At 67.4% G+C, this 24,823-nt stretch carries 21 protein-coding genes and 1 pseudogene; 9 read left to right on the top strand and 13 right to left on the bottom strand.

The window, feature by feature from the left end; genetic code table 11:
* Positions 1-41: 41 nt before the first annotated feature.
* Entirely contained in the window at positions 42-977 is a 936-nt protein-coding gene (locus ACW7G3_RS00490) for a lytic transglycosylase domain-containing protein (protein WP_456980606.1), read from the bottom strand.
* A gap of 143 nt (positions 978-1,120) precedes the next feature.
* Between ACW7G3_RS00490 and miaB the strand changes: the two genes are divergently transcribed.
* On the top strand, positions 1,121-2,554 hold the full coding sequence (miaB, locus tag ACW7G3_RS00485) for a tRNA (N6-isopentenyl adenosine(37)-C2)-methylthiotransferase MiaB (RefSeq protein ID WP_456980605.1): 1,434 nt from the start codon (positions 1,121-1,123) through the stop codon (positions 2,552-2,554).
* A gap of 350 nt (positions 2,555-2,904) precedes the next feature.
* Here miaB and ACW7G3_RS00480 read toward each other — a convergent pair whose 3' ends face one another.
* Genes ACW7G3_RS00480 through ACW7G3_RS00465 form a run of 4 tightly spaced genes read right to left on the bottom strand, consistent with a single transcriptional unit; the run spans position 2,905 to position 6,642 of the window.
* On the bottom strand, positions 2,905-4,002 hold the full coding sequence (locus tag ACW7G3_RS00480; RefSeq protein WP_456980604.1) for an ABC transporter permease: 1,098 nt from the start codon (positions 4,000-4,002) through the stop codon (positions 2,905-2,907).
* Positions 3,999-4,925 carry an ABC transporter ATP-binding protein gene (locus ACW7G3_RS00475; protein ID WP_456981117.1) on the bottom strand — a complete coding sequence of 309 codons (927 nt, stop codon included), beginning with the start codon at positions 4,923-4,925 and terminating at the stop codon, positions 3,999-4,001. The genes ACW7G3_RS00480 and ACW7G3_RS00475 overlap by 4 nt, the downstream gene beginning before the upstream one ends.
* Positions 4,926-4,975: 50 nt before the next feature.
* A complete protein-coding gene (locus ACW7G3_RS00470; protein ID WP_456980603.1) occupies positions 4,976-5,959 on the bottom strand; it encodes an HlyD family secretion protein in 984 nt (327 codons plus the stop codon).
* Positions 5,956-6,642 (bottom strand): TetR/AcrR family transcriptional regulator, encoded by a 687-nt coding sequence (locus ACW7G3_RS00465; RefSeq protein ID WP_456980602.1) that lies wholly within the window; start codon positions 6,640-6,642, stop codon positions 5,956-5,958. Before ACW7G3_RS00465 ends, ACW7G3_RS00470 begins: the two co-directional genes overlap by 4 nt.
* Before the next feature lie 111 nt (positions 6,643-6,753).
* Between ACW7G3_RS00465 and ACW7G3_RS00460 the strand changes: the two genes are divergently transcribed.
* The 4 genes from ACW7G3_RS00460 to ACW7G3_RS00445 all read left to right on the top strand — a co-directional run bounded on the left by ACW7G3_RS00460 (position 6,754) and on the right by ACW7G3_RS00445 (position 10,468).
* Positions 6,754-7,740 carry a PhoH family protein gene (locus ACW7G3_RS00460; RefSeq protein ID WP_456980601.1) on the top strand — a complete coding sequence of 329 codons (987 nt, stop codon included), beginning with the start codon at positions 6,754-6,756 and terminating at the stop codon, positions 7,738-7,740.
* A 66-nt stretch (positions 7,741-7,806) separates the two neighbouring features.
* A complete protein-coding gene (gene ybeY, locus ACW7G3_RS00455; RefSeq protein ID WP_456980600.1) occupies positions 7,807-8,289 on the top strand; it encodes an rRNA maturation RNase YbeY in 483 nt (160 codons plus the stop codon).
* Between the two features lie 80 nt (positions 8,290-8,369).
* Positions 8,370-9,245 carry an HlyC/CorC family transporter gene (locus ACW7G3_RS00450; protein WP_456971472.1) on the top strand — a complete coding sequence of 292 codons (876 nt, stop codon included), beginning with the start codon at positions 8,370-8,372 and terminating at the stop codon, positions 9,243-9,245.
* Positions 9,242-10,468 (top strand): lipoprotein N-acyltransferase Lnb domain-containing protein, encoded by a 1,227-nt coding sequence (locus ACW7G3_RS00445; protein WP_456980599.1) that lies wholly within the window; start codon positions 9,242-9,244, stop codon positions 10,466-10,468. Before ACW7G3_RS00450 ends, ACW7G3_RS00445 begins: the two co-directional genes overlap by 4 nt.
* 251 nt (positions 10,469-10,719) lie before the next feature.
* On the opposite strand, the gene ACW7G3_RS00440 is transcribed toward ACW7G3_RS00445, so the two are convergent.
* Together ACW7G3_RS00440 and ACW7G3_RS00435 are read right to left on the bottom strand one after the other, a co-directional pair.
* Positions 10,720-11,973: a DUF819 family protein gene (locus ACW7G3_RS00440; RefSeq protein ID WP_456980598.1), complete on the bottom strand. Its 1,254-nt coding sequence runs from the start codon at positions 11,971-11,973 to the stop codon at positions 10,720-10,722.
* A gap of 69 nt (positions 11,974-12,042) precedes the next feature.
* Positions 12,043-14,112: a prolyl oligopeptidase family serine peptidase gene (locus ACW7G3_RS00435; protein ID WP_456980597.1), complete on the bottom strand. Its 2,070-nt coding sequence runs from the start codon at positions 14,110-14,112 to the stop codon at positions 12,043-12,045.
* A 103-nt stretch (positions 14,113-14,215) separates the two neighbouring features.
* Between ACW7G3_RS00435 and ACW7G3_RS00430 the strand changes: the two are divergent.
* A pseudogene (locus tag ACW7G3_RS00430) lies at positions 14,216-14,881 on the top strand (cysteine hydrolase family protein); the annotation flags it as partial.
* On the opposite strand, the gene ACW7G3_RS00425 reads toward ACW7G3_RS00430, so the two are convergent.
* Complete coding sequence (locus ACW7G3_RS00425) at positions 14,858-16,234, bottom strand: YfcC family protein (protein WP_456980596.1); 1,377 nt, start codon at positions 16,232-16,234, stop codon at positions 14,858-14,860. The pseudogene ACW7G3_RS00430 and the gene ACW7G3_RS00425 overlap by 24 nt on opposite strands.
* Positions 16,235-16,484: 250 nt before the next feature.
* On the opposite strand from ACW7G3_RS00425, the gene ACW7G3_RS00420 reads away from it, so the two are divergent.
* Positions 16,485-18,386 (top strand): ABC transporter ATP-binding protein, encoded by a 1,902-nt coding sequence (locus ACW7G3_RS00420; RefSeq protein ID WP_456980595.1) that lies wholly within the window; start codon positions 16,485-16,487, stop codon positions 18,384-18,386.
* Here the strand turns inward: ACW7G3_RS00420 and ACW7G3_RS00415 are convergent.
* The 4 genes from ACW7G3_RS00415 to ACW7G3_RS00400 form a co-directional block, all read right to left on the bottom strand.
* Complete coding sequence (locus tag ACW7G3_RS00415) at positions 18,284-19,492, bottom strand: hypothetical protein (protein ID WP_456980594.1); 1,209 nt, start codon at positions 19,490-19,492, stop codon at positions 18,284-18,286. The genes ACW7G3_RS00420 and ACW7G3_RS00415 overlap by 103 nt on opposite strands.
* A 149-nt stretch (positions 19,493-19,641) precedes the next feature.
* Positions 19,642-20,031, bottom strand: a complete 390-nt coding sequence (locus ACW7G3_RS00410) for an MAPEG family protein (RefSeq protein WP_456976534.1) — start codon at positions 20,029-20,031, stop codon at positions 19,642-19,644.
* 23 nt (positions 20,032-20,054) lie between these two features.
* Positions 20,055-20,285, bottom strand: a complete 231-nt coding sequence (locus ACW7G3_RS00405; protein WP_456976532.1) for a hypothetical protein — start codon at positions 20,283-20,285, stop codon at positions 20,055-20,057.
* Positions 20,286-20,387: 102 nt separating this feature from the next.
* Positions 20,388-20,876, bottom strand: a complete 489-nt coding sequence (locus ACW7G3_RS00400) for an MgtC/SapB family protein (RefSeq protein ID WP_456980593.1) — start codon at positions 20,874-20,876, stop codon at positions 20,388-20,390.
* A gap of 122 nt (positions 20,877-20,998) precedes the next feature.
* Between ACW7G3_RS00400 and dbpA the strand changes: the two genes are divergently transcribed.
* Positions 20,999-22,381 carry an ATP-dependent RNA helicase DbpA gene (gene dbpA, locus ACW7G3_RS00395; RefSeq protein ID WP_456980592.1) on the top strand — a complete coding sequence of 461 codons (1,383 nt, stop codon included), beginning with the start codon at positions 20,999-21,001 and terminating at the stop codon, positions 22,379-22,381.
* A 135-nt stretch (positions 22,382-22,516) separates the two neighbouring features.
* Positions 22,517-23,068: a hypothetical protein gene (locus ACW7G3_RS00390; RefSeq protein ID WP_456980591.1), complete on the top strand. Its 552-nt coding sequence runs from the start codon at positions 22,517-22,519 to the stop codon at positions 23,066-23,068.
* Positions 23,069-23,109: 41 nt separating this feature from the next.
* Here the strand turns inward: ACW7G3_RS00390 and hutU are convergent, their stop codons facing one another.
* On the bottom strand, positions 23,110-24,789 hold the full coding sequence (gene hutU, locus ACW7G3_RS00385; RefSeq protein ID WP_456980590.1) for a urocanate hydratase: 1,680 nt from the start codon (positions 24,787-24,789) through the stop codon (positions 23,110-23,112).
* Between the last annotated feature and the right edge of the window lie 34 nt (positions 24,790-24,823).

Below are 24,823 nucleotides of genomic sequence, written 5' to 3'. Positions count from 1 at the left end.
TTGACAGCTGTCTGCATGCATGGGGCCGACCGGATCCGGTTTCAGTGAACACCGCTGGCGGAAGCCACCGCCAGCTGTCCGCGATAGCGCTCGGCCAGCACCGCCACCCGCTGCACATAGGTCTGCGTCTCACGATATGGCGGAACGCCACCGTGGCGGTCCACCGCGCCCTCGCCGGCGTTGTAGCCGGCCGAGGCCAGGGTCAGGTCGCCGTTGAAACGCCGCAGCAGCCAGGCCAGATACTGCACGCCGCCGCGGATGTTCTGCGCCGGGTCGAAGGCATCGCTCACCCCGAACCGCGCCGCGGTGGCCGGCATCAACTGCATCAACCCCTGGGCCCCGGCGCGGGAAAGCGCTTTGGGGTTGAACGCCGATTCGGCATGCATGACCGCACGCACGATGGCCTCTTCCACCCCGAACTCGCGCGCCGCGGCGGCCACTTCCGCATTGAAGGCATCGGTGTTCAGGCGCACGTTGGCGAAGCTCACCCCCGGGGATCCGCACGCGAAGCACTGCTCGATGAAGCTGTAGCTGATGGTGCGCATGGCCGTGGCGCCGCTCGCGGCAGCGCCGCGCGGCGGGGTGCTGCTGTAATGGCGCACGCCGTCCTTGACGTAGGAATAGACCTGTCCGCTGACCCGCCGCCCACCGGGGCGGGCCGGTTGCGGAGGTGTCGCCGCGGCTGCCTGTTTGCTGGTGGAAGATCCGCCCATGAACGTTGCCGGGGCACTGCCCGAAGAGGCTGGAGAGGCTGCGTCGCGATTGGCGGTGGCACTTGCGGCCGCAACTGGCGTGGTCCGGGCCCGGGTGCGTTCAGGGCGGTAGCTGGCAGCGATCGTACAGCTGGCGCCAGAGACCCGCTTGCTCACGTATTGGGACACGCCGTCGGCGCCGACACATCGGTACAGGGTGCCCGCCGCGGCCGGGAAGGCCGCGCACACGCACAACGCTGCAATAAGTCCCCTTACCCCTTTCATCGTCCGGAGTTTCCCCCGATTGGCTCGGCTTGCCAAGTGCAGGCCTCACAGACGTATATACCGCGCGCAAACGCGACCGATTAGACTATCCGGCCCTTGAACCGCCATCCGGCCCGGACTACCCGCCGCGCCCCGGAACCGCCATGACCACACCCCATGCCCCCGGCCAACAGGCCCTGACCGTCGCTGACCCTGCTCCGCTGGAGCACGCATCCGCGACCCCGCCGGTGCGCGGCAAGCTGTTCATCCAGACCCACGGTTGCCAGATGAACGAGTACGACTCGTCGCGCATGGCCGACGTGCTGGCCGCTGCCGAAGGCCTGGAGCTGACCGACAACGTCGAAGAGGCGGATGTCGTGCTGGTCAATACCTGCTCGATCCGCGAGAAGGCGCAGGAGAAGGTGTTCAGCCAGCTGGGCCGCTGGCGGGTGCTCAAGGAGAACAGGCTCAAACAGGACGGCAAGCCGGTGATGATCGGCGTGGGCGGCTGCGTGGCTTCGCAGGAAGGCGAAGCGATCATCAAGCGCGCGCCGTATGTGGACCTGGTGTTCGGGCCGCAGACCCTGCACCGGCTGCCGGAGCTGATCCGCGCCCGGCGCGAGCAGGACCGACCGCAGGTGGACATCAGCTTCCCCGAGATCGAGAAGTTCGACCGCCTGCCCGAGCCACGCGCCGATGGACCCAGCGCGTTCGTCTCGATCATGGAAGGCTGCAGCAAGTACTGCAGCTTCTGCGTGGTGCCCTACACCCGCGGCACCGAGATCAGCCGCCCGTTCGAGGACGTGCTGGTGGAAGTGATGCGCCTGGCCGACCAGGGCGTGCGCGAAGTGAACCTCCTGGGCCAGAACGTCAACGCCTACCGCGGGCCGATGGAGGGTGCGGAGGAGCTGGCTGACCTTGGCCTGCTGATTCGCACCATCGCCGAGATCGACGGCATCGACCGGATCCGTTTCACCACCTCCCACCCGCTGGAGTTTTCCGACTCGCTGGTGGAGGCCTACCGCGACGTGCCGCAGCTGGCCAACTACCTGCACCTGCCGGTGCAGTCGGGATCGGACCGCGTCCTGTCCGCGATGAAGCGCGGCTACACGGCGCTCGAGTTCAAGCAGAAAATCCGCAAGCTGCGCGCGGTGCGGCCTGACATCTCGATTTCCTCGGACTTCATCGTCGGCTTCCCCGGCGAGACCGACGCCGACTTCGAAAAGACCATGAAGCTGATCCAGGACGTCGGCTTCGACCAGAGTTTCTCCTTCATCTACTCGCGCCGTCCGGGCACTCCGGCCGCCGATCTGCCCGATGAAGTGCCAGATGATGTGAAGCACGCCCGGCTCTCACGGCTTCAGGCGCACATCAACGAATACTCGGCCGGCATTTCGCGGGCGATGGTGGGCAGCGTGCAGCGGGTGCTGGTCACCGGTCCTTCGCGCAGGGATCCGAACGAACTGACTGGCAAGACCGAGAACATGCGCTCGGTGAACTTCCCCGCCCCTGCGCGGCTGGTGGGCCAGTTCGTCGACGTGGTGATCACCGAAGCGCTGAGCAACTCGCTGCGCGGACGGGTGCAGCAGGTCGCCTGATTCGCGCCTGCCGCTGATGCTCCTGGCCATCTGACCGCCCCTGGCTATCCGGCCGACTTTGTAGGAGCGCGCCATGCGCGCGAAGCCGCATGACGATTGGCTGTGCGGGCCGGGGTCGGCCAGTGCACCGGGACCGACGCCACGCGGCAATGATCCTATTCCCGCGGCTTCGCGCGCATGGCGCGCTCCTACCGGAGGCCGCGCAGGCAAATCCGACGTACGGGGTCTGCGCAAGTCAGCGGCACGTGGGTGGCGTCCCGCGAACCCGGTCGACCGCGTAGCGGGCACATCCAGTCGACCGGATGCATCCTGCAGAGGTGCCCGGCTCCGGCTCCGGTTCGACGCCCGGGTCAGTCCAGGCGCTTGCGGAACTGGCTGATCGCAACGGTCATGGTGACGGCAGTGAAAGCCACCAGCGCCAGCACCGCAGGCCACAGCTCCCAGATGCTGGCCCCGCGCAGCATGACCCCGCGGATCAGGCGCAGGAACTGGGTCATCGGCAACAGCTCCGCGCCCCACTGCACCACGTCCGGCATGCCCGCGAAGGGAAACATGAAACCGGAAATCAGGATCGAGGGCAGGAACACCAGCATCGCCACCTGGATCGCCTGGAACTGGGTGCGGGTGCGCGTTGAAATCAACAGGCCGATCGACAGGTTGGCGAAGATCAGCAGAATCGCGGCGATGTACACGTCCACCAGGCTGCCGCGCAGCGGGATGGAGAACAGCCAGAACCCCAGCACCAGGATCAGCGTGGTCTGGATCAGGCCGATCACCGCGTAGGGCAGCACCTTGCCGATCATCAACGCACTGCGGCTGAGCGGGGTGGCGATCAGCAGCTCCATGTTGCCGCGCTCGCGCTCGCGCACCGCGGCCATGGCGGTGAACATCATCATGGTCATGGTGAGGATGATGCCGATCAGCCCGGGCACGATGGTCACCGCCGAACGGCGCTCCGGGTTGTAAAAGCTCACCACCTCGATCTGCGGCGCATGCGCCACCGGATGCACGCCGTTGGGGCCTTCCAGCGGCATCTGCGCCAGCTGGTTGGCCGCGGCCTGGACCACGGTGTCGGTGCCATCCACCATCACCTGCACCGCTGCGCGCCCATCGGCCAAGCGGCGCTCGTAATCGGGCGGAATGGCGATACCCACGCTGACCTCACCACGCCGCAGCATGTCCACCAGCTGCTGCGGGCTGTCGGCCACGCGCTCCAGGTCGATGACGCCGGTGGCCGCCATGTCCATCACCGCGGCCCGGGAGGTGGCTGTGGCGGCCTGGTCCACCACGGCGGCCTCGAGGTTGCGCGGGTTGAGGTTGATCGCATAGCCGAACAGCAGCAGGTCGATCACCGGGATCAGCACGATCATCACCACGCTGATCCGGTCGCGGCGCATCTGCCGCATCTCCTTCAACGCCACGGCCCACATCCGGCGCAGGTTCTTCATTCCCGCGCTCCTTCAGCCGCGCGCCCGTGGGTGGCGGCGACGAACACGTCTTCCAGGTTGGCCGCTACAAGCTCCACCTCGGCGTCCAGCCCGGCCTTGGACAGTGAGTCGCGAATGGCATCCACGCTGTCCTGGCCCGGAGCGGACAGCACCCGCAGGCTGTTGCCGATCTGGGCCGCACTGATCACGCCCGGCAGCGCGGCAAGCGCCTGCTGCGCGCGGCGCGGATGGCGCGCATGCACCTGCACGCTGCGCCCGGCCAGATCACCCGCCAGGTCCGCAGGCGCGCCGTCTGCCACCAGTACGCCGCGGTCGAGGATCGCAATCCGGTGGCAGCGCTCGGCCTCGTCCATGTAATGGGTGGACACCAGCAGGGTGGTACCGGCATCGGCCAGTTCGAACAGCTTCTCCCAGAAGTCCCGGCGCGACTCCGGGTCCACCGCGCTGGTCGGCTCGTCCAGAAACAGCAGCTCCGGCTCGTGGATCACCGCCGCCGCCAGCGCCAGGCGCTGCTTCTGCCCGCCGCTCATGGTCCCGGCCAGCTGCTTCTGGCGATCGCCGAAGTGATAGCGCTCGATGAGCTCGTCCACCCGCCTGCGGGTGGCGGCGCGATTGAGCCCGTACACGGCGGCAAGGAACTCCAGGTTCTCGCGCACCGTCAGGTCCTCGAACAGCGAGAACTTCTGGGTCATGTAGCCGATCCGCAGACGCAGGGCCTCGGCCTGTTCGGGCACGCGCAGCCCCAGCACCTCGATCTCGCCATCGCTGGGCGTCAGCAGCCCGCACAGCATGCGGATCGTGGTGGACTTGCCGGACCCGTTCGGGCCGAGGAAGCCGTACACGTTGGCGCGCGGCACGGTCAGGTCCACGCCGTCCACGGCCACCAGGTCGCCGAAGCGCCGGGTCAGGCCGCGGGCCAGGATGGCCGGCGGGGCTGTTTCATCGCCGGCTTCCGCTGGATACGTGCCGTCCATCACCGCGCCTGGTCGCCGAAGTTGAATTCAACCAGCACCGGCAGTCCGGCGGGCAGCCCACCCGCCGCCGGCTCCAGCTGCACCTCGGCCAAATAGCCCAGGCGCGAGACGTCATCGCCGGTCAGTGCGTAGTAAGGGGTGAAGGCGGGCTCGCTGCGGATCATCCGCACCTCGCCGGCGAACGTCCGCCCACTGCCTTCAAGGCGCACCCGGACGCGGTCGCCCACGCCCACCTGTTCGCGAATCGGCTGCGGCACGTGGATCCGGGCATAGGGCGCGTCGCCCACCAGCAGCACGGCTAGCGGCGCGCCGATCGGCGCCTGGTCACCGCTGCGGTACGGCAAGCTGTCCACCCGCCCTGCCCGCGGCGCGACCACGCTGAGCTTCTCCGCGGTGGCCTCCTCGGCCCGAAACCGCGCCTGCGCGGCCTGCAGCGCGGCGCTGGCCTGGGCCAGCTGCTCGGGGCGGGCGCCATTGAGCAATTCATCCAGCGCTGCCTGCCCGGCACGCACCTGCGCTTCTGCACTTTGTGCTGCAGCGCGGGCCGCATCCACATCGGCGGCGGAGACCAGCTGCTCGCTGCCCAGCGGCGCCAGGCGCTGGTAGCGGGCACGGGCGTCCCGCGCCTGGGCCTGGGCTGCGGCGAGGTTGGCTCGGGCCTGGGCGATGTCTTCTTCGCGCGGCCCCGCTTGCAGCTCCAGCAGCGCTTCGCGCCGCTGACTGGCTTCGGCCAGGCTGGCCACCAGGCGGGCATCGCCGCGTGTGCGTTCAAGGGTGAGCAGCGCGGCCCCTTCAGCCACCTGCTGGCCCTCGCGCACGTGGATGCCGATGATCCTTTCGCCCTCAGGGGCCGGCACGGTGATGCGGTCGTACTCCAGCGTGCCCAGCGCCTGCGGCCCGCTCTTGCTGCAACCAGCCAAGGTGAGCACGGCCAACAGGGCCAGCGCAGCGGCGCCATGCCGCAAGGGGATTGCAAAACTCATTCGGGAAGCTCCAGTCCGCGCTCGACCAGGGCAAGCGCGTGGTTTCGGATGTGGTGGATGTCCAGCGGCTGGCCTTCGAACAGCTGCTGCCAGATCGGCAGCCCGGCGGCCGGAAACAGGGTCAGCCCAACCAGCGAGACCATCAGCAGGCGGGGATCCAGCGCCGGGTTGAGGCGTCCCGCCTGCTGCTCCGCCGCGATCCTTGCCGTCAGGATGCGGGTGATCTCCGGTGCCATCCGGTTGACCAGCAGGTCGCGCAGGCTCCCGCCTTCGCTGACCACCTCGCGGATCCACAGGGCCGACAGCCACGGGTGCTCTTCCACCAGTGCACACAGATGGTGGATGAAGCCTTCCAGCACTTGGCGCAGGCTGGCATCGGGCATGCCGATGAGGCCGCCGCGCATCTGTTCAAAGACCGGCATCAGCCGCTCGGCGATGACTGCATCACGCAGGCCGGCGGCGTCATCGAAGTAGTAGTACAACGCGGCGGGCGTCACCCCGGCCTGCGCGGCAATGTCCCGCAGGGTGGTGGCGGCGATGCCGCGGTGCACGTAGCAGTGCAGTGCGGCATCAAGCGCCAGCGCACGACGATCGATGTTGCCTGCGGGCCGCCCGGGCTGGCGGCTGGGCACCGCCTTGCCAGGTCGCGCGGCACGGGGTCTGTCCGGTGGCTTTCTGTCCATGGGGCGATATTAATTGGATCGTCAATTAAAAGAGGAACCGGGGCTGAACCGGTGCCCCCACGCCCGCGCTGGCGCGGACGCCCATCGCGCGGTGCGCTACCCTTGCCGCCTATGGCCGAAACAACGCATCGCGACTTCACCCTCGACCCAGCCGACACCGAACGGCTGGCCAATCTTTCCGGTCCGTTCGACGGTCATTTGCGCCAGATCGAGCTGCGTCTGGGCGTGGAAATCGCCAACCGCGGCAATGTGTTCCGGGTCAGCGGACGCGACGCGGACGTCGTGGCCCGGACCGAGAAACTGCTGCGCGGCCTGTACGGGGAAGCCGCCACCGAAACCCTGGACAGCCACGCCATCAACGTACGCATGAGCCACTCGAACCTCGAGCTCCATCCCGAGGATTACGCGCCGCAGGAAGTCGCGGTGAAGGTCAAGCGCGGCACCGTGCGCGGGCGCGGCGCGAACCAGGCCAGATACCTGCACTCCATTGCCACCCACGACATCAACTTCGGCGTCGGTCCGGCCGGCACCGGCAAGACCTTCCTCGCCGTGGCCATGGCCGTGGAGGCGCTGAACGAATCGAAGGTGCAGCGTCTGGTGCTCGTACGCCCAGCGGTGGAAGCCGGCGAGAAGCTGGGGTTCCTGCCTGGCGACCTGAGCCAGAAGGTCGACCCCTATCTGCGCCCCCTCTACGACGCCCTGTACGAAATGCTGGGCGTGGAAAAGGTGCTCAAGCTGCTGGAGCGCAACGTGATCGAAATCGCCCCGCTGGCCTACATGCGCGGGCGCACCCTCAACGACGCGTTCGTGATCCTGGACGAGGCCCAGAACACCACCATCGAACAGATGAAGATGTTCCTGACCCGCCTGGGCTTCGGCTCCACTGCGGTAGTCACCGGCGACCTGACCCAGATCGACCTGCCCAAGCAGGTGAAGTCCGGCCTGCGCGATGCGGTCGAAGTGCTGCACGAGGTGGAAGGCGTCAGCTTCACCTTCTTCGAATCGCGTGACGTGGTCCGCCACCCGCTGGTGGCCCGCATCGTCAATGCCTACGAACAGCGCGACGCGCAGGACACCGGGACCGGCCCGGCGTCGTAGACTGTTCCTGGCTCCAGACAGGATGCAGACCGTGGCACTTCGCAGACTTTTGGAATGGAGGGCGCAATGACCCTGGGGCCCGAGCGCCTGGACGTGGCGGTCGCCTACGCGATATCGCGCAAGGGCCTGCCTGCCGCGGTCAGCTTCCGCAGGTGGGCCACGGCTGCCTTGGCCGGCCGCATCCGTGAAGCCGACCTGGCCATCCGCATCGTCGACGAACGCGAGGGTCGCGCCCTCAACCGCCACTATCGCGGCAAGGACTACGCCACCAACGTGCTCAGCTTCCCGGCAGAGCTGCCCGAAGGGCTGCCGGAAGATTTCCACATGCCGCTGCTGGGCGACCTGATCATCTGCGCACCGGTGGTCGCCCGTGAGGCCCGCGAGCAGGGCAAATCGCCCGCTGCCCATTACGCCCACCTGACCGTGCACGGCACCCTGCACCTGCTTGGCTGGGATCACGACGACGACGTGGAAGCGGAGGCGATGGAACAGCTCGAGCGCGAGATCCTCGACGCGTTGGGTATTGCCGATCCCTATCTGGATGGCTGAAGCCACGGCGGCCGCGTGATGAACGACAGGTTCCGCGCTAGACTTCGCAGGTAGCCCCACTGGGCGTTCACGTTACCGAGATGGCAGAAGACGACAGTCGACCTTCACCGCAAGACACCCAAGACAAACGCCGCAGCTGGCTGGACCGCATCAGCTCGGCACTCTCTGGCGAGCCGACCACCCGGGAAGACCTGGTGGAAATACTGCGCGACGCCCAGGCCGGTGGCCTGATCCTTCCCGACACGCTGCTGACCATGGAAGGGGCGATGTCGATCTCGGAAATGACCGTGGGCGACGCCATGATCGCGCGCTCGCAGATGGTTTCCCTGCCCATCGACGCCAGCTATGAGGAAGTGATGTCGCTGGTGGTGGAGTCCGGCCACTCGCGTTTCCCGGTCCACGGTGAGGACAAGGACGAAGTGCTCGGCATCCTGCTGGCCAAGGACCTGCTGCGCGGTGCGTTGCCCGGTGCCGGATCGCCCGATATCCGCGCCCTGCTCCGTCCCGCGGTGCTGATTCCGGAATCCAAGCGCCTGGATATCCTGCTGCGCGAGTTCCGCCAGTCGCGCAACCACATGGCGATCGTGATCGACGAATACGGCGGCGTCGCCGGACTGATCACGATCGAGGACGTGCTGGAGGAAATCGTTGGCGAGATCGACGACGAGTACGACGAGGCCGATGATCCTGCCGCCCTGATCGCGGCCCAGGCCGACGGCCAGTACCTGGTCGACGCGCTGACCCCGATCGAGGACTTCAACGAGCGCTTCGGCTCGGACTTCGGCGACGACGAGTACGACACCATCGGCGGGCTGGTCACCGACGCGATCGGCCACCTGCCCGAAGCCGGCGAGGAGCTGACCCTGGGCCGCTTCGGCTTCCGCGTGGCGCGGGCAGATTCGCGTCGCCTGCATTCGCTGCATGTGAGCGTGCACCCGGAAGTGGAAGAGGCGTGAACAACCCTCAACGTCACGCGGCTTCGCGCGCATGGCGCGCTCCTACGGCGCTGTTCCTGCTTCTGCTGTGCCTGCTATCGTCGGCGGCCGTCGCGGCGCCGCGGATCGGCGTGGCCACGATGCAGCCCGGAGAGATCTTCTTCGAACGCTTCGGCCACAACGCGATTGTGGTGGATGACCCCGCCCTGGGCGAACCGGTCTCGTACAACTTCGGCTTCTTCGACATGGACGAGCCGGGATTCACCGGCAACTTCATCCGCGGGCACATGTACTACATGCTGGTGGCCATGCCCCTGTCGCAGGACCTGGCCTACTACCACCAGGTGGGCCGGGGCGTGTCGATCCAGTGGCTGGACCTGGCGCCTGACCAGGCCCGCGTCCTCGCCGCCGGGCTGGAGGAAAACGCCAAGCCCGAGAACGCCGGCTACCGTTACGACTATTTCCTGGACAACTGCTCCACCCGGGTACGCGATGCGCTTGACGAGGCGCTGGACGGCCTGCTGGCCACGCAGCTGCACGGTCGCTCGCGCGGCAACACCTATCGCGCCGACGCGGTGCGGCTGGCCTCACCCACGCCGTGGATGTGGCTGGGTTTCGACATCGGCCTGGGGCCGGCGGCCGACCGGCCCAACTCGCGCTGGCAGGAGGCCTTCGTTCCGATGCGCCTGGCAGAGGGTCTGCGCGATGTGCGCCGGGCGGACGGGCGCCCGCTGGTGCTGGAAGAGGCGGAGTTGGTTGCGCATCGGCTGGCACCCGAACCGGCCGAAGCAGCGCGGCACTGGTGGCCGTGGCTGCTGGCCGGGCTGATCGTGGCCGGCGCGATCGTCTGGGCGGGCGCCCGCGCACCTGCGCGGGTGGCCGCGACTGCCCTGCCGTTCTGGGTGGTCTGCACCCTGGCGGGCCTGCTGATCGCCTTCATCTGGTTCGGCACCGAACACCGCTTCGGCTGGAACAACTACAACATCCTGCTGTTCAACCCGCTGTGCCTGCTGCTGCTGCCTGGCGCATGGCGTGTGATCCGCGGCCGCGCACCGGGTCGGCTGTTCGGCTGGGTCCTCGCGGCGATTGCGGCGTCCGGCGTGCTGGCACTGTTCCTCAACTGGATGCCGGTCCTGCCCCAGCGCAACATGCCCTGGATCTGCCTGCTGCTGCCGATCCACGCAGCCCTGTGGCTGACCCTCGGCCGCCAAGGTGCTCGCACGCCCGTCCCTGCTTCACCGTAGGAGCGCGCCACGCGCGCGAAGCCGCGTGACGTCTGTTGTAGCTCCACGGGGGGGGGGGGATTGTTCCGGAGCCTCGCGGACGTGCCGGCGTGGCCATCCCGGTCAGGACCCGCTGTGAATACATCCATGTACGCTTGCCGGCGCCGTCCATGGCGCCGACAGTCCTGACCGGGATGGCCACGCCGGCCCCTCACGTTGGCGGCGATCGGGGGGAGGCAGGGTTCACGCGGCTTCGCGCGCGTGGCGCGCTCCTACTGGCCGGCCATCAGGCGCAGGATCTGGCCGATGAAATAGGCGATCACGGTGCCCGTGGCGTATCCCACGGTACCCAGCAGCACGCCCACCGGCGCCAGGGTGGGATGGAACGCCCCCGCCACCACCGGCGCCGACGCCGCAGCACCGATATTGCCCTGCGAACCCACCGCGAAATAGAACAGCGGTGCCTTTACCAGCCGCGCCGCGCCCCAGATGGTCAGCACGTGCACGGCCATCCAGATGCCGCCGATCAGCAGCAGCTCCGGCCGCTCGGCCAGGCGGAAGAAGTTCATCTGCATGCCGATGCACGCAATCAGGAAGTACAGGCACACGGTGCCGATCCTGGAGGCGCCGGTGTTCTCCAGCTGCCGTACCCGGGTGAAACTCAAGGCCAGACCGCCGAGGGTGGAAAGCACCACGATCCAGACAAAGTTCGAGTCCAGGCTGAAGCGGCTGGACCAGGGGAAGGTTTCGGCAAACCAGGCTGCCAGCGGGTTGGAAATCGCATGCGCCAGGGCAACGATCCCGAAGCCCACGCCGATGATCACCATCAGGTCGGTCAGGGTCGGGATGCGCGCATTGGCAGCCTCATAGGCGGCCATGCGATCACGCATCTCGTCGATCGCCGCGGTGTCCGCGCCGCTGCGCGCATCGATCTGCGTCGCCCGGTTGGCCAGGAACAGCAGCGTGGCCAGCCACAGGCTGGCAAAGGCCACGTCAACCACGGCGAACTGGCCGAACAGGGTGGCATCGACCTCATAGATCTCGCGGATGGCCACCATGTTGGCCCCGCCCCCGATCCAGCTGCCGGACAGCGCCGCCATGCCACGCCAGGTATCCCCGGCCACCGCCGCCGGCCAGAACCACTCCAGCAGCTGGAAGCTGACGATGGCGCCCAGCACGATGCCCAGCGTGCCGGCCACGAACACGAACAGCAGCCGCGGCCCAAGCTTGAGCACGCCCTTCAGGTCCACCGACAGGGTCAGCAGCACCAGCGCCGCGGGCAGCAGCACCCGGCTGCCGAAGTAGTACAGCTGGCTCGCCTCGCCGTCGATCAGCCCGGCGGTGTTGTAGATCGCCGGCACGAAGTAGCACAGCAGCAGGGCCGGCACCCAGGCGAAGAATTTTTTCCAGAACGGCGTCGGACCGCTGGCCAGATAAAAAATGCCGCCCAGCGAGGCGGCGATCAGACCGAACACAACGATATCGTTGGTGATCAGCGCGGTGTTTGCAGCGGACTGGATCGCCATCGGCGAATGACTCCTGTGAAGCGGACAAAAAACCGCCCGGCACGGATGCCGGGCGGCGAGGTCGAACGATCAGTTGCCGGTGTGCCGATCCAGCCAGGCCTTCACCGTCTCGTGCCAGAGCACGCTGTTGTGGGGCTTGAGCACCCAGTGGTTCTCATCGGGGAAGTACAGCAGCTGTGATTCGATGCCCTGCCGCTGCAGCGCGGTGAAGGTGGACAGGCTCTGGTCCACCGGCACCCGGTAGTCCTTCTGCCCTGCCACCACCAGCATCGGCACCTTCCACTGATCGATGTGGCGCGCCGGGTTGTGCTGCTCGTAGGCTTCGGGCTTGTCATACACCGTGCCGCCGTGCTCCCACTCGGTGAACCACAGCTCCTCGGTCACCAGGCCCATCGAGCGGGTATCGAACACGCCGTTGTGGTTGACCAGGCACTTCCACGGCTCGTTCCACTGGCTGGCGATCCAGTTGACCATGTAGCCGCCGTAGCTGGCGCCGAGCGCACAGGCGCGGTCGCCATCAAGGAAGTCGTACTCGCCCAGCGCGTACTCCCAGCCCTTCTGCAGGTCCACCAGCGGCTTGTCGCCCCAGTCACCGCTGATCGCGTCGGTGAAGTCCTGGCCGTAGCCGGTGGAGCCGTGGAAATCGACCATCACCACCGCGTAGCCGGCGCCGGCGTAGGTCTGCGGGTTCCAGCGGTAGCTCCAGCCGTTGCCGAAGCTGCCCTGCGGGCCGCCGTGGATCAGGAAGGCCACCGGGTACTGGCGGCCTTCCTCAAAACCGGCGGGCTTGACCACCCAGCCGTACACGGTGGCGTTGTTGGCGCCGCGGAAGGAGAACTGCTCGTACTCGCCCATGCTCACGCCGTCGAGCATTTCAGTGGCGGTCGGGGTGATCTGGCGCAGGGCGCTGCCGTCCGCCTGGGCCACGTAGACAACGTCACCGGTGGCCATGGAGTTGCGGCTCAGGGCCAGGGTGTCCCCGGCCAGGGTGAACGAGGTCACCGTGCCATCCGAGATCAGTTCGCTCACTTCGCCGCTGGCCACGTCCACCTGGAACAGCGGGTACTGCCCCGTGTCCTGGGCGGACACGTACAACGTGCTGCCATCCCCAGAGACCACCACGCTACCCGGCGAACGGTCCCAGTCCGGAGCGATTTCGCGGCGCTCTCCGGTCGTCAGGTCCATGGCCATCAGTGCGTAGCGGTCGGCTTCAAAGCCGGCCCGGGCCATCGCCCGGTAATACAGGGTCCCGCCATCCGGGCTGAACACCGGCCCCGTATCCACGGCCGGGTTGTCCGCGGTCAGGTTCACCGGCGTGCCGCTGCCATCCACGTTGATCCGGTACAGGTCGAAGTCGGTCGACCAGGCCTGCTCGGACCCTTCGATGGTCTTCACGCTGGCCACCAGCGTGGCGCCGTCGGGCGACCATGCGTAGTCCGAAGCACCGCCGAATGGCTTGCCCGGAATGTCGCCGGCCAGCGCATGGCTGAGCGACACCGCCCCGGTCACCGGGCCATCGCCCTGCGGCAGCTCGGCCGCGAACAGCTGGTTGCGGCGTCCGTCCTTCCACGTGTCCCAGTGGCGCACGAACAGCTGCTCGTACAGCACCCCGGTGGTCTTGCCATCCTGGCGCTCATCGAGCCGCGTCTTCGTGCAGCCGAAGTCCGCGCCGCAGTCCGGGAACACGTTCACGCTGAAGGCGAACCGGTCGCCCTGCGGCGACAGCTGCCAGGTGCCGATGCCCATGGCGAAATCGGTCAGCTGGCGCGGCTCACCGCCGCTGGCCGGCATGGCGTAAAGCTGCTGGCTGCCGTTCTTCGCACTCAGGAAATACAGCGTGTCGCCATCAGCAGAGAACGCCGGCGCGGACACGCTCCAACCCTCGGGCGTGATCCGGTGCGGCGGACGCAGGTCGCGGGTGCGCAGGTCACGCAGGTACAGCGCGCTGCTGGCGCTGTCGGCTTCAAAGTCCACTGTGCGCTGCGAGAACACCAGCCGGCCGCCGTCGGGCGACAGCGTGGGCGATGACACCCGCGGCATGCTGGCCAGATCGTGGCCTTCAAGGCCACGCTCGGCCATGGCCAGCGAAGGAACGGCTGCCAGCAGGCACAGCGGCAGCAAAGCGGTTCGCAGCTTCATGAACTCCTCCGGGTTCGGCAAAGCGCCGATGGTAGCCGATGCGGTTCACACGGTCTTGCGCCGGTGGTCATGACCATGTCCCCCGCCGCATCGGGCCAACGCCCCCGTCATCTACCTCAACGACAATTTCATGCGCTGGCAGGGAGATTTCGCCGACCTGGTGGACTTCTGCGCCGAGGACGAGATGCCGGGATCAGGCATTGCCCAGCTGCTGCGGCCGGAGGCCGGGGAACACTTCATCCTCAAGCCCAAACACTCGGCGTTCATGTCCACGCCGCTGGAAGTGCTGCTGGCCAAGCTGGAGGTCGACAGCCTGATGCTGACCGGGATCGCAGCCGACTCCTGCATCCTGGCCACCGCCCTGGACGCGCACATGCGCGAGTTCAAGGTACGGATACCGCGCGACTGCGTGGCCGCCATCACCCCGGCCCGCAAGGACCGGGCGCTGGCGGTGCTGCGCGACAGCTGCCAGGCAGACCTGCGCGCGTCGCGCGCAGATGCCCTGAGCGGGTCTAGCCAGGCATGTAATAAGTGGCCGCACCCGGCCCCACCGGCAGGCCCAGTCCTTCTGGTAGCGCGCGGCGAAGGCCAGGAAAACATCAGCGCGGGAGTCTACTGCAGGGGTTCGCCCCACGCGCGAAGCCGCATGAACCATGGTTTCGCGGGGTGGCTTCGGACGCTGTGCCGTGGCCGACGGCGTGTGCCAACGCTACCTGTCACGCGGTTTCGCGCGCGTGGCGCGCTCCTACTGGTAGCCGATCATCACTGAGACGACCAGCGCCACGGAGCCGGCCGCAAGCATCTTCAGGTACAGCGGCAGGACGAAGCGGAGCCAGCGGTCGTACGGGATCCCGGCGATGCCGAGGATGCTCATCAGGATCACGTTGGTCGGGAACAGCATGTTGGCGAAGCCGTCGCCGAACTGGAACGCCAGCACCGCCGTCTGCCGGCTGATGCCGACCAGGTCTGCCAGCGGCGCCATGATCGGCATGGTCACGAAGGCCTGGCCGCTGCCGGACGGAATGAAGAAGTTGATCACCAGCTGCACGAACATCATGCCCACCGCCCCCAGATGCGCCCCGAGCAGCGACAGCGGCGTGGCCAGCACATCCACGATGGTGTGCAGCACCACGCCCTCCTCCAGGATCAGCGCGATCGAGCGGGCGAAGCCGATCAGCAGCGCGGTCATTGCCAGTTCCGCCGCGCCGTCACCGAACTGGCGTGCGGTGGCGTTGACGCCCAGTCCGCCGACCAGACCGGTGAACAGCGCCAGGCCGATGAACAGCGCGCCCAGTTCCACCAGGTACCAGCCACGCGTGGAGATGCCCCAGATCATCAGGCCCAGCGCCACCATCGCCGCCAGCAGCAGGACGATGCGGCGTCCGTCGAGCGGCGGGTATTCCAACGGCGGCGCGTGCAGCGGCTCGATACCCTTCATCAGACTCGCATCTGGATCAGCTTGGACCCGGCGCGCGTAGCTCCACACGTGGTGCACGCCGATCGCCACGAACGGCACGAACAGTGCCAGCCGGAATTCCCAGCCCGAGGCCGGCTCCAGCCCTGACACATCCTGCGCCACGATCACGGTGAAGGGGTTCATGACCGCCACCCCGTAGCCGATGCCGTAGCCGCCGATCAGGATGCCCATGGCGGTGATCACGTCCATGCGCATCGCCAGGCACAGCGAAATCAGCATGGCCGCGAACGGTATGTACTCCTCGGCCACGCCGATGGTGCCCGAGCCGATCGCGAACACGCTCATGCCGATGATGATCAGCAGCTTCGGGCTGTGCCCCACCCGCTTCAGGGTCCAGCCCAGCACCGCGTCGATCAGCCCGCTGGCCCGCAGCACCGCCAGCGCCCCGCCGACGATCAGCACGAAAAAGATGATGTCCTGGGCCGCCGCCATCGCCCGCGGCACCACGGTGAACAGGGTCAGCGGCGACAGGTTTACCCGCTCTTCCGCGTCCTGGTAGGTACCGGGCACCACCACCGTGTTACCGGCATCGTTCACAGCGGTCTCGAACTGCCCCTGCGGCAGCAGCCAGGTGGCCACCAGGGCGGCGGCCATGATGGCGAACAGCAGCGCCAGGGTGTGCGGGATGCGGAGCAGACGGTTCATCAGCGGGTCCATGGGAAAACGGACGAAGTATAGGCGCACCCCCCCCAGCTGATTTCGCCCCGGACTGTTGTAGGAGCGCGCCATGCGCGCGAAGCCGCGTGACCCATGGCGTTACCACGTGGCATCGGACCCGACGCCGTTACCAACTCTTCGCCACGGCGACAGATGTCACGCGGCTTCGCGCGCGTGGCGCGCTCCTACGGGCAGCCTGTCACAATCCCGCCTCTTCCCAGCCATTCCCGGACCCCCGATGCTTCGCTGGTTCGAACGCCAAATCGATCCCTTCCCCCAGGATCCGCCCGCCCAGCCACCGGCCAGCCTGTATGCCTTCTGCCGCCATTACACCCGCGGCACGGAGAAGTGGCTGGTCCTGATGGCCCTGACCACCGCCGGCATCGCGCTGGCGGAGCTGGCCATGTACGCCTACCTGGGCGCGCTGGTGGACCGGCTGGGCAACACGACGCCGGCCGAGTTTCTGGCCGCAGAAGGCAGCCGCCTGCTGGGCATGGGCCTGCTGATACTGCTGGTACTGCCGCTGCTGGTGCTGGCCAACTCGCTGATCCAGCACCAGACCCTGCTGGGCAATTTCCCCATGCGGATCCGTTGGAATGTCCACCGCTACCTGCTGCGCCAGTCGATGGGCTATTTCCAGAATGAATTTGCCGGGCGCATCGCCACCAAGCTGATGCAGACCTCGCTGGCGGTGCGGGAAACCGTGCTCAAGCTGCTGGACATCGGCAACTACGTGCTGGTGTTCTTCATCGGCGCGCTGGTGGTGGCCGGGGCAGCCGACTGGCGCCTGATGCTGCCGTTCCTGGCCTGGGCGCTCGGCTACACGGTGCTGATGTGGCACTTCGTGCCGCGCATGGAGCGTGTGGCCCGCGACCAGGCCGACGCCCGCTCGGTGATGACCGGCCGGGTGGTGGACAGCTACACCAACATCGCCACGGTCAAGCTGTTTTCCCACTCGCAGCGCGAGCAGGCCTACGCGCGCGAAGCGATGGATGGCTTCCTGGGCACCGTGTACCGGCAGATGCGTTTGGCAACCGGCGTGTGGACCCTGCTCTACGCGCTCAACATGGCCCTGCTGTTCAGCGCGGTGGCGCTGGCCCTGTGGCTGTGGCACCAGGGCGCGGTCGGCCCGGGCGCGATCGCGGTGATCGTTGCATTCGCCCTGCGCATCCTCGGCATGTCGCAGTGGATCATGTGGGAGATCTCCCAGCTGTTCGAGAACATCGGCACCGTGCACGACGGGATCAACTCGATCTCGCTGCCGCCCACCGTGGACGACGCGCCCGACGCCCCGCCCCTGACGGTGGCGGGCGGCGACATCCGCTTCGACCGGGTGAGCTTCCATTACGGCAAGGGCAGCGGCGTGATCGAAGACCTGTCGCTGCATATCCGCCCGGGCGAGAAGATCGGGGTGGTCGGGCGCTCAGGCGCAGGCAAATCAACCCTGGTGAACCTACTGCTGCGTTTCCACGACCGCGAATCCGGACAGATCCTTATCGACGGCACCGATATTGCCGGCGTCCAGCAGGACACCCTGCGCGCCCATATCGGCGTGGTTTCCCAGGACACCTCGCTGCTGCACCGCTCGGTGCGGGAAAACCTGCTGTACGGACGCCCGGATGCCAGCGAAGAGGAAATGGTGGAAGCCGCCCGGCAGGCACGCGCGCACGATTTCATCCTCGCCCTGAGCGACAACAAGGGCCGGCGTGGCTATGACGCCCACGTCGGCGAGCGCGGCGTGACCCTCTCCGGCGGCCAGCGCCAGCGCGTGGCCATCGCCCGGGTGCTGCTGAAAAACGCCCCGATCCTGGTGCTGGACGAGGCCACTTCGGCCCTGGATTCGGAGATCGAAGCGGCCATCCAGGACAACCTGACACGGCTGATGGAGGGCAAGACGGTGATCGCGATCGCGCATCGGCTGTCCACCATCGCCGCCATGGACCGCCTGATCGTGATGGACCAGGGCCGGATCGTGGAAGACGGCCCGCACGAGGAGCTGGTCAAGGCGGGCGGCCTGTACGCCCGGCTGTGGCAGCGTCAGTCCGGTGGGTTCATCGACTGCGAGCCGGATGCGTCACCCGAGGTGGGCTCTGCAAGCGATCCGTCCTCTGCCCCGGTCGCGCCTTCCACCGCGTCCTGAGCGGTATCGGTGCCGGGGGCAAACACGAAGTCCGCAGCCAGGTCGAATTCCGACAGCGGGCTTTCGGCCGGGCAGGTTTCGTCCGGGAATCCATAGCTGGCGCGCAGGTCCAGGCCGCAGGCGCTCAGCGCTTCCAGGTCGGTGCCAGCCACCTTGCAGCGGGTATCGAAGGCGCGCACGAACGAATCACGGCGACGCACGAAATCCTCGCCACACTTGCGCATCAGCCGCAGCCGGTCCAGGTCGTCCTGGGCCGGATTGACCCCGTCCAAGCCGTAGCGCTGCAGCTCATCGGCGGTCAGCAGGCGCAGGCTGCGGTTGGGCACCACCATCATCATGTCGGCCACGGCCACCGCCGCGCCATTGCGCTCCAGATAGGCCCGGACCCGGTCGTAGACCGTGCGCAGTTCGGCGTTGAGTTCGTGCCGCGTGGTGGCGGTGGAGCTCATGCGGATGATGCGGTGGATGCCCACGCGGCCGGTGATCAGACGGCTGTCGCCGGCGCTGAGGATGAACACGCAGGAGCTGTGGCAGACCGAACCTTCGCGTACCCAGATGGCCCAACCTGATTCGGCGATCAGGTCGCCGGCCTCCATCGAATCCTCCACCTGGCCGCCGGCCGAATCCAGATCCAGCACGCGCTTGTCGATATCCAGCTCGTCGGCCACCGCGATGACCCGCTCGATCAGATCGGTGAATTCACCGGTCAACCGGCCTTCGTAGCGCACGCGCATCACGCCGCGCTCGGCGCAGGGACTCATCGCTGACGTCAGTGATTCATGATCCAGCACGGCAACCTGCTCACCGTCACCGGCGGCCGCGTAATCGAGTTCGCAGCTGATCGATACGCTGCCCTCTTCCATCGGGATCGGCGTCCAGTCGAGCTCCGCTTCGACGGGAGCCGGATCCGGCAAGGATGGCGGGATGTCCTGGTCCGAATCAGCGGCCGGATCCACCGGCGCCATGCTCACCGCGCCGCCGTCGGTGGCGCTGTCCACTTCCTCTGTTTCCACCATTAGTGCGTCCTGTCCCGGCGTTGATGGGCCACAGGCGGCCAGCAACAGCACTGACAACAACAGGCAGACTTTCAGCGATTGGAACAGCATGGACTCTCCGGAAAGCGAGTGCCGGGCGCCCACGCGCGGCATCAGGCGTCCAGTCTAGGGGTCGCGTGCGGGCACGTTGTAATGCCGGGTGAATCACGGGACGGCAGCGCCGCCGGCCGGGCAGGTGGTGCCGGCTCAGAACAGGCCGGTCAGAGCAGGCCGGACAGCACCATCAGCATGCCCAGCAACGCCAAACCCCAGACCAGGGAGCGCACATAGGGGACTCCTGCCAGGTACAGCGGTACGTAGACCACCCGGGCCCAGAACCAGAGCAGCGCCCCAAACGCCGTGGTCGCGTCACCGCTGCCGGTGACCACCACTGCCAAGGCAGCGGCGGCGAAGAAAGGGAAGGTTTCCAGGAAGTTGCGCATTGCACGGTCGGCACGGGCGGCCACGCCGGTCAGCGGCTCGGGTTCACCATCCCGCGCGCTCGCGTTCCATTTCAAACCGCGTTGCCGGGTTATCAGCCCCGCGCCGAGGAACAGCTGCGCCACTCCCAACAGGATTGACCAGGCCAGCATCTGGATCTCGACGGGCATCTTCGGCACTCCGTAAAAAGGTATCAGCGCCGGTAGACCGCCGCGTTGATACAGGACAGCACGCTGACCAGGAACCAACCGAACGGGAGCAGCGACAGGGTCACCAACCAGGTGATGACGAAGGCGATGCACGCAGCGATGAACCAGAGGATCGCCGACAGCACACGCCCCTGCACCAGCTGGCCGAGGCCCGGTATGAAGAAGCTGCAGATGGCGGCAATCACGTTGCCGGTGGAACCCTGTCCATTACCCATTGCATGTTGCTCCGCGAGGAAAAGGATGGCAGATGATGCGCAGCGCGCATTCATCGATGCGTGAAGGCGCAGCATACCCGGCTGCCGGCTCGATCAAGCGCTTCATTCCGCCTGCGCCTGCGCCCTCCGCTTCTCCAGCTTGGGCAGCACGGCCATCACCACCAGCGCCATCACGGTGACCACCGCGGCCACCATTTCCTGGCCGATGCCGGCGGCCATTCCGATCGCTGCCGTCATCCAGATTCCAGCGGCAGTGGTGAGGCCTTCGATCCGTTCTCCGCGTTCATGGCGCAGGATCGCCCCGGCACCGAGGAATCCGATGCCCGACACGATGCCCTGCATTATCCGGGTGATGTCGGCCAGTTCGACCCCGGACAGCAGCGGCGCAAGGACAAACAATGCCGCGCCGATCGACACCAGCATGTGGGTTTTCAGCCCGGCGGCGCGCCCCTTGGCTTCGCGCTCCCAGCCGATGATCCCGCCCAGCACCGCGGCGCACAGCACCCGCGCCACGATCACCGTGGCGGTGCCGGCGTCCGGCAGCGCGAACTCGGCTGCCAGTGCCGCTCCCACCTCGTCCAGTACGCCCATGCAATCCTTTCCTGTGTCGCGACTCCGGCAAATCGTGGCCGATGCCAGCGTAAGGCCGCGTGCACGACCCTCGATCCAGGTCGCGGAAACCATGGAAGGCCGGCCTGGTGCGATCATGGGGCATGGATACCTCACCCCCCTTCACCACCCTCCCTCTCCCGCCCGCGCTGCTGCGCGGGGTCGAAGCGCTCGGCTATGTCGCCATGACCCCGGTGCAAGCGCAGGCCTTGCCGCCGATCCTGGAAGGCCGCGACCTCATCGCCCAGGCGCCGACCGGCAGCGGCAAGACCGCCGCCTTCGGCCTGGGCCTGCTGCAGCGGCTGGACGCGACTGCGGTGCGAACCCAGGCCCTGGTGCTGTGCCCGACCCGCGAACTGGCCGAACAGGTCGGCGACCAGCTGCGCAGGCTGGCCACCGGCGTGCCGAATGTGAAGCTGACCGTGCTGTGCGGCGGCATCCCGCTGGGGCCACAACTGGCGTCGCTCACCCATCCGCCGCACATCGTCGTTGGCACGCCCGGGCGCATCCTGGAGCTGCTCGGGCAGGGTGCGCTGCAGCTGGACGGCGTGCTGACCTTCGTGCTGGATGAAGCCGACCGCATGCTGGACATGGGCTTCGAGGACCAGATCCGCGATGTGGCCCGCCACGTTCCAGCCAAGTGCCAGCGCCTGCTGTTCTCCGCCACTTTCCCGGACGCGATCCGTGCGCTGGCCAAGGCGATGCTGCGCAATCCGGCCGAAGTCAGCGTCCAAGGCGCCGCCAATGCCCCGGCCATCAGGCAGGTGGTCATCGACGCAGATCCTGCGCGCAAGGCGCCGCTGCTGGCCGCGCTGCTGCTCGAGCACCGCCCCGAATCGTGCCTGGTGTTCTGCAACATGCGCCGCGACGTCGACGAGGTTGCCGCCTCGCTCGGCCACTACGGTTTCGATGCCCTCGCCCTGCACGGCGACATGGAGCAGCGCGACCGCGCCGAAACCCTGCTGCGTTTCGCCAACCGCAGCTGCAACGTGCTGGTGGCCAGCGACGTCGCCGCGCGCGGCCTGGACATCGACGACCTGTCGGCGGTGGTGAACTACGACGTGCCTTCGGACCCGGACACCTACATGCACCGCATCGGCCGCACCGGGCGCGCCGGCCGCGACGGCCTGGCACTGACCCTGTGCACGGCCCAGGAACTGCGGCGGCTGGAGGCGATCGAGGAGCACCAGTCCCGCACTCTGCCGCGCGAGCGTGCGCAGCCGGTGGCCGGCAAGCCGAAGGGCGTGCCGCAGGCGGCGATGGCGACGTTGCGCATCGACGCCGGCAAGTCCGACAGGCTGCGCCCGGGCGACATCCTCGGCGCACTCACCGGCGATGCCGGCCTGCCCGCGAAAGCAATCGGAAAAATCGTCGTGCAAGCCACGCGTTCCTACGTGGCCATCGCCCGGGCCCAGGCGCCGCAGGCTCTGGCGCGTCTGCGCGACGGTAAAATCAAAGGCCGCAGGTTCAGGGTCGCGGCGCTGTAGCAATACCCGGCCCCCGGTTTGCGGAACACACCGCAAAAGCGCGTACATGCCCCTCACCTGATCCAGGTCACGGCCACATCTGCCGCCGCGTGCGAGCATCCCGGGATGCAACTCACGCACTCCGAAGGAGATTCCATGAAACCGAAGCAGATTCCCCTCGTGCTCGCACTGGGCCTGGCACTCGGCACGCTCGCCGCCGGCTGCGCGCAGGAAGCTCCAGTCCCCGCTGATCAGGACACCGCCGCTTCCGCCCAGGTGACAGCGGCTGGCAGCGAAGTCCACCCGGTTGGGGATCATGATTCCCACGCAGCGCACGATGACCACGATGTTTCCCACGCGGCGGGGGTGGACTTCCCGGTGCCTGACAACCACACGCCTTGGCAGCCGGATGCGCCGCTGATCGAAGGCATGTCACAGGTGCGCGCGGCCGTCGACAGTCTTGCCGGCGCTCCGGACGCCGCCACCGTGCAGTCACAGGCTGGCCAGGTCGACTCCGCGATCGACTACATGTTTGAAAACTGCAGCCTGCCCACCGAGCCCGACGTGGCTCTGCACGCGATACTGGCCCGCCTGATGGCCGGCAGCCAGGCGCTGCAGGCCGACCCCTCGGACACCGCTCCCGTCCAGGACATGCAGGGTGCCGTATCCAACTACGAGGCCCTGTTCGACGATCCAAACGCCGGCTGACCCCCGGCGGTAGGAGCGCGCCATGCGCGCTCCTGCACGGCTCAAAGCATTGGCAGCTTGAGCCCCTGTTCTTTCGCGCACTGCTGCGCGATCTCATAGCCGGCATCGGCATGGCGCATCACGCCCGTGCCCGGATCGTTCCACAACACCCGTTCCAGACGACGGTCTGCTTCTTCAGTGCCATCGCACACGATCACGACGCCGCTGTGCTGGCTGTAGCCCATGCCCACGCCGCCGCCATGGTGCAGGCTGACCCAGGTGGCGCCGCCGGCCACGTTGAGCATGGCGTTGAGCAGCGGCCAGTCGCTGACGGCATCACTGCCGTCGAGCATCGATTCGGTTTCACGGTTGGGGCTGGCCACGCTGCCTGAATCCAGATGATCGCGGCCGATCACCACCGGCGCCTTCAGCTCGCCGTTGCGCACCATTTCATTGAACGCCAGGCCCAGACGGTGGCGCTGGCCCAGCCCCACCCAGCAGATTCGCGCCGGCAGACCCTGGAAGGCGATGCGCTCGCGAGCCATATCCAGCCAGGTGTGCAGGTGCGGATCATCCGGGATCAGTTCCTTCACCTTGGCATCGGTCTTGTAGATGTCCTCCGGGTCGCCGGACAGCGCCACCCAGCGGAACGGGCCGATGCCGCGACAGAACAGCGGCCGCACGTAGGCCGGCACAAAGCCGGGGAAATCAAATGCCTTCGCACAGCCCTCGTCGAAGGCCATCTGGCGGATGTTGTTGCCGTAATCAACCGTGGGAATGCCCTGGGAGTGGAAGGCCAGCATGGCCTCCACGTGCACCCGCATCGACTTCATCGCCTCGTCGCGGACCATGACCGGGTCCGACTTCTGCCGCGCCAGCCACTGCTCCACCGTCCAGCCGATCGGCAGGTAGCCGTGCACCGGGTCATGGGCGCTGGTCTGGTCGGTGACGCAGTCGGGCCGGACGCCGCGCTTGACCAGCTCGGGCAGGATCTCGGCGGCATTGCCGAGCAGGGCGATGGACTTCGCCTCGCCGGCCGCAGTGTATTTTTCGATCCGCGCCAGCGCGTCGTCCAGATCGGTGGCCTGCTCATCCACGTAGCGGGTGCGCAGGCGGAAATCGATGCAGCTCTGCCGGCATTCGATGGTCAGCGACGAGGCGCCAGCCAGGCTGGCCGCCAGCGGCTGTGCGCCGCCCATGCCGCCGAGGCCGGCGGTCAGGATCCACTTGCCTTTCAGGCTGCCACCGAAATGCTGGCGTCCCATTTCCACAAAGGTCTCGTAGGTACCCTGCACGATGCCCTGGCTGCCGATGTAGATCCATGAGCCCGCCGTCATCTGGCCATACATCATCAGGCCCTTGCGATCGAGCTCGTTGAAGTGCTCCCAGTTGGCCCAGGCCGGCACCAGGTTGGAGTTGGCGATCAGCACCCGGGGTGCGTCGGGATGGGTGCGGAAGATGCCCACCGGCTTGCCGGACTGCACCAGCAGGGTCTCGTCATCGCCCAGCTGGCGCAGCGATTCAAGGATCGCGTCGTAGCTTTTCCAGTCGCGCGCGGCGCGGCCAATGCCGCCATACACCACCAGTTCCTGCGGCCGCTCGGCCACCTCCGGATCCAGGTTGTTCTGGATCATCCGGTACGCCGCCTCGGTCAGCCAGGAACGGCAGGACAGCTCGCTTCCACGCGGGGCGCGGATGGTGCGGGAAGGATCAAGGCGGGGGTCGGACTGGGAGTCGGGCATGGAAGGCTCCGTAATGCTGGCGGGTCGATGCCCG

The sequence above is a fragment of the Luteimonas sp. A478 genome, from assembly GCF_054052025.1.
This window is presented reverse-complemented; position numbering and strand designations above follow the sequence as displayed.

Bases quoted from the DNA above. Each gene is read 5' to 3' on its own strand.
- ACW7G3_RS00390 (WP_456980591.1), top strand. From the start codon at position 22,517: ATGAAACCGAAGCAGATTCCCCTCGTGCTCGCACTGGGCCTGGCACTC.
- ACW7G3_RS00460 (WP_456980601.1), top strand. From the start codon at position 6,754: ATGGCCGAAACAACGCATCGCGACTTCACCCTCGACCCAGCCGACACC.
- ACW7G3_RS00450 (WP_456971472.1), top strand. From the start codon at position 8,370: ATGGCAGAAGACGACAGTCGACCTTCACCGCAAGACACCCAAGACAAA.
- ACW7G3_RS00490 (WP_456980606.1), bottom strand. From the start codon at position 977: ATGAAAGGGGTAAGGGGACTTATTGCAGCGTTGTGCGTGTGCGCGGCC.
- ACW7G3_RS00435 (WP_456980597.1), bottom strand. From the start codon at position 14,112: ATGAAGCTGCGAACCGCTTTGCTGCCGCTGTGCCTGCTGGCAGCCGTT.
- ACW7G3_RS00405 (WP_456976532.1), bottom strand. From the start codon at position 20,285: ATGGGTAATGGACAGGGTTCCACCGGCAACGTGATTGCCGCCATCTGC.
- ACW7G3_RS00410 (WP_456976534.1), bottom strand. From the start codon at position 20,031: ATGCCCGTCGAGATCCAGATGCTGGCCTGGTCAATCCTGTTGGGAGTG.
- ACW7G3_RS00470 (WP_456980603.1), bottom strand. From the start codon at position 5,959: ATGAGTTTTGCAATCCCCTTGCGGCATGGCGCCGCTGCGCTGGCCCTG.
- hutU (WP_456980590.1), bottom strand. From the start codon at position 24,789: ATGCCCGACTCCCAGTCCGACCCCCGCCTTGATCCTTCCCGCACCATC.
- ACW7G3_RS00465 (WP_456980602.1), bottom strand. From the start codon at position 6,642: ATGGACAGAAAGCCACCGGACAGACCCCGTGCCGCGCGACCTGGCAAG.
- ACW7G3_RS00400 (WP_456980593.1), bottom strand. From the start codon at position 20,876: ATGGGCGTACTGGACGAGGTGGGAGCGGCACTGGCAGCCGAGTTCGCG.
- ACW7G3_RS00440 (WP_456980598.1), bottom strand. From the start codon at position 11,973: ATGGCGATCCAGTCCGCTGCAAACACCGCGCTGATCACCAACGATATC.
- ACW7G3_RS00425 (WP_456980596.1), bottom strand. From the start codon at position 16,234: ATGAACCGTCTGCTCCGCATCCCGCACACCCTGGCGCTGCTGTTCGCC.
- ACW7G3_RS00420 (WP_456980595.1), top strand. From the start codon at position 16,485: ATGCTTCGCTGGTTCGAACGCCAAATCGATCCCTTCCCCCAGGATCCG.
- ACW7G3_RS00480 (WP_456980604.1), bottom strand. From the start codon at position 4,002: ATGAAGAACCTGCGCCGGATGTGGGCCGTGGCGTTGAAGGAGATGCGG.
- ybeY (WP_456980600.1), top strand. From the start codon at position 7,807: ATGACCCTGGGGCCCGAGCGCCTGGACGTGGCGGTCGCCTACGCGATA.
- ACW7G3_RS00415 (WP_456980594.1), bottom strand. From the start codon at position 19,492: ATGCTGTTCCAATCGCTGAAAGTCTGCCTGTTGTTGTCAGTGCTGTTG.
- dbpA (WP_456980592.1), top strand. From the start codon at position 20,999: ATGGATACCTCACCCCCCTTCACCACCCTCCCTCTCCCGCCCGCGCTG.
- miaB (WP_456980605.1), top strand. From the start codon at position 1,121: ATGACCACACCCCATGCCCCCGGCCAACAGGCCCTGACCGTCGCTGAC.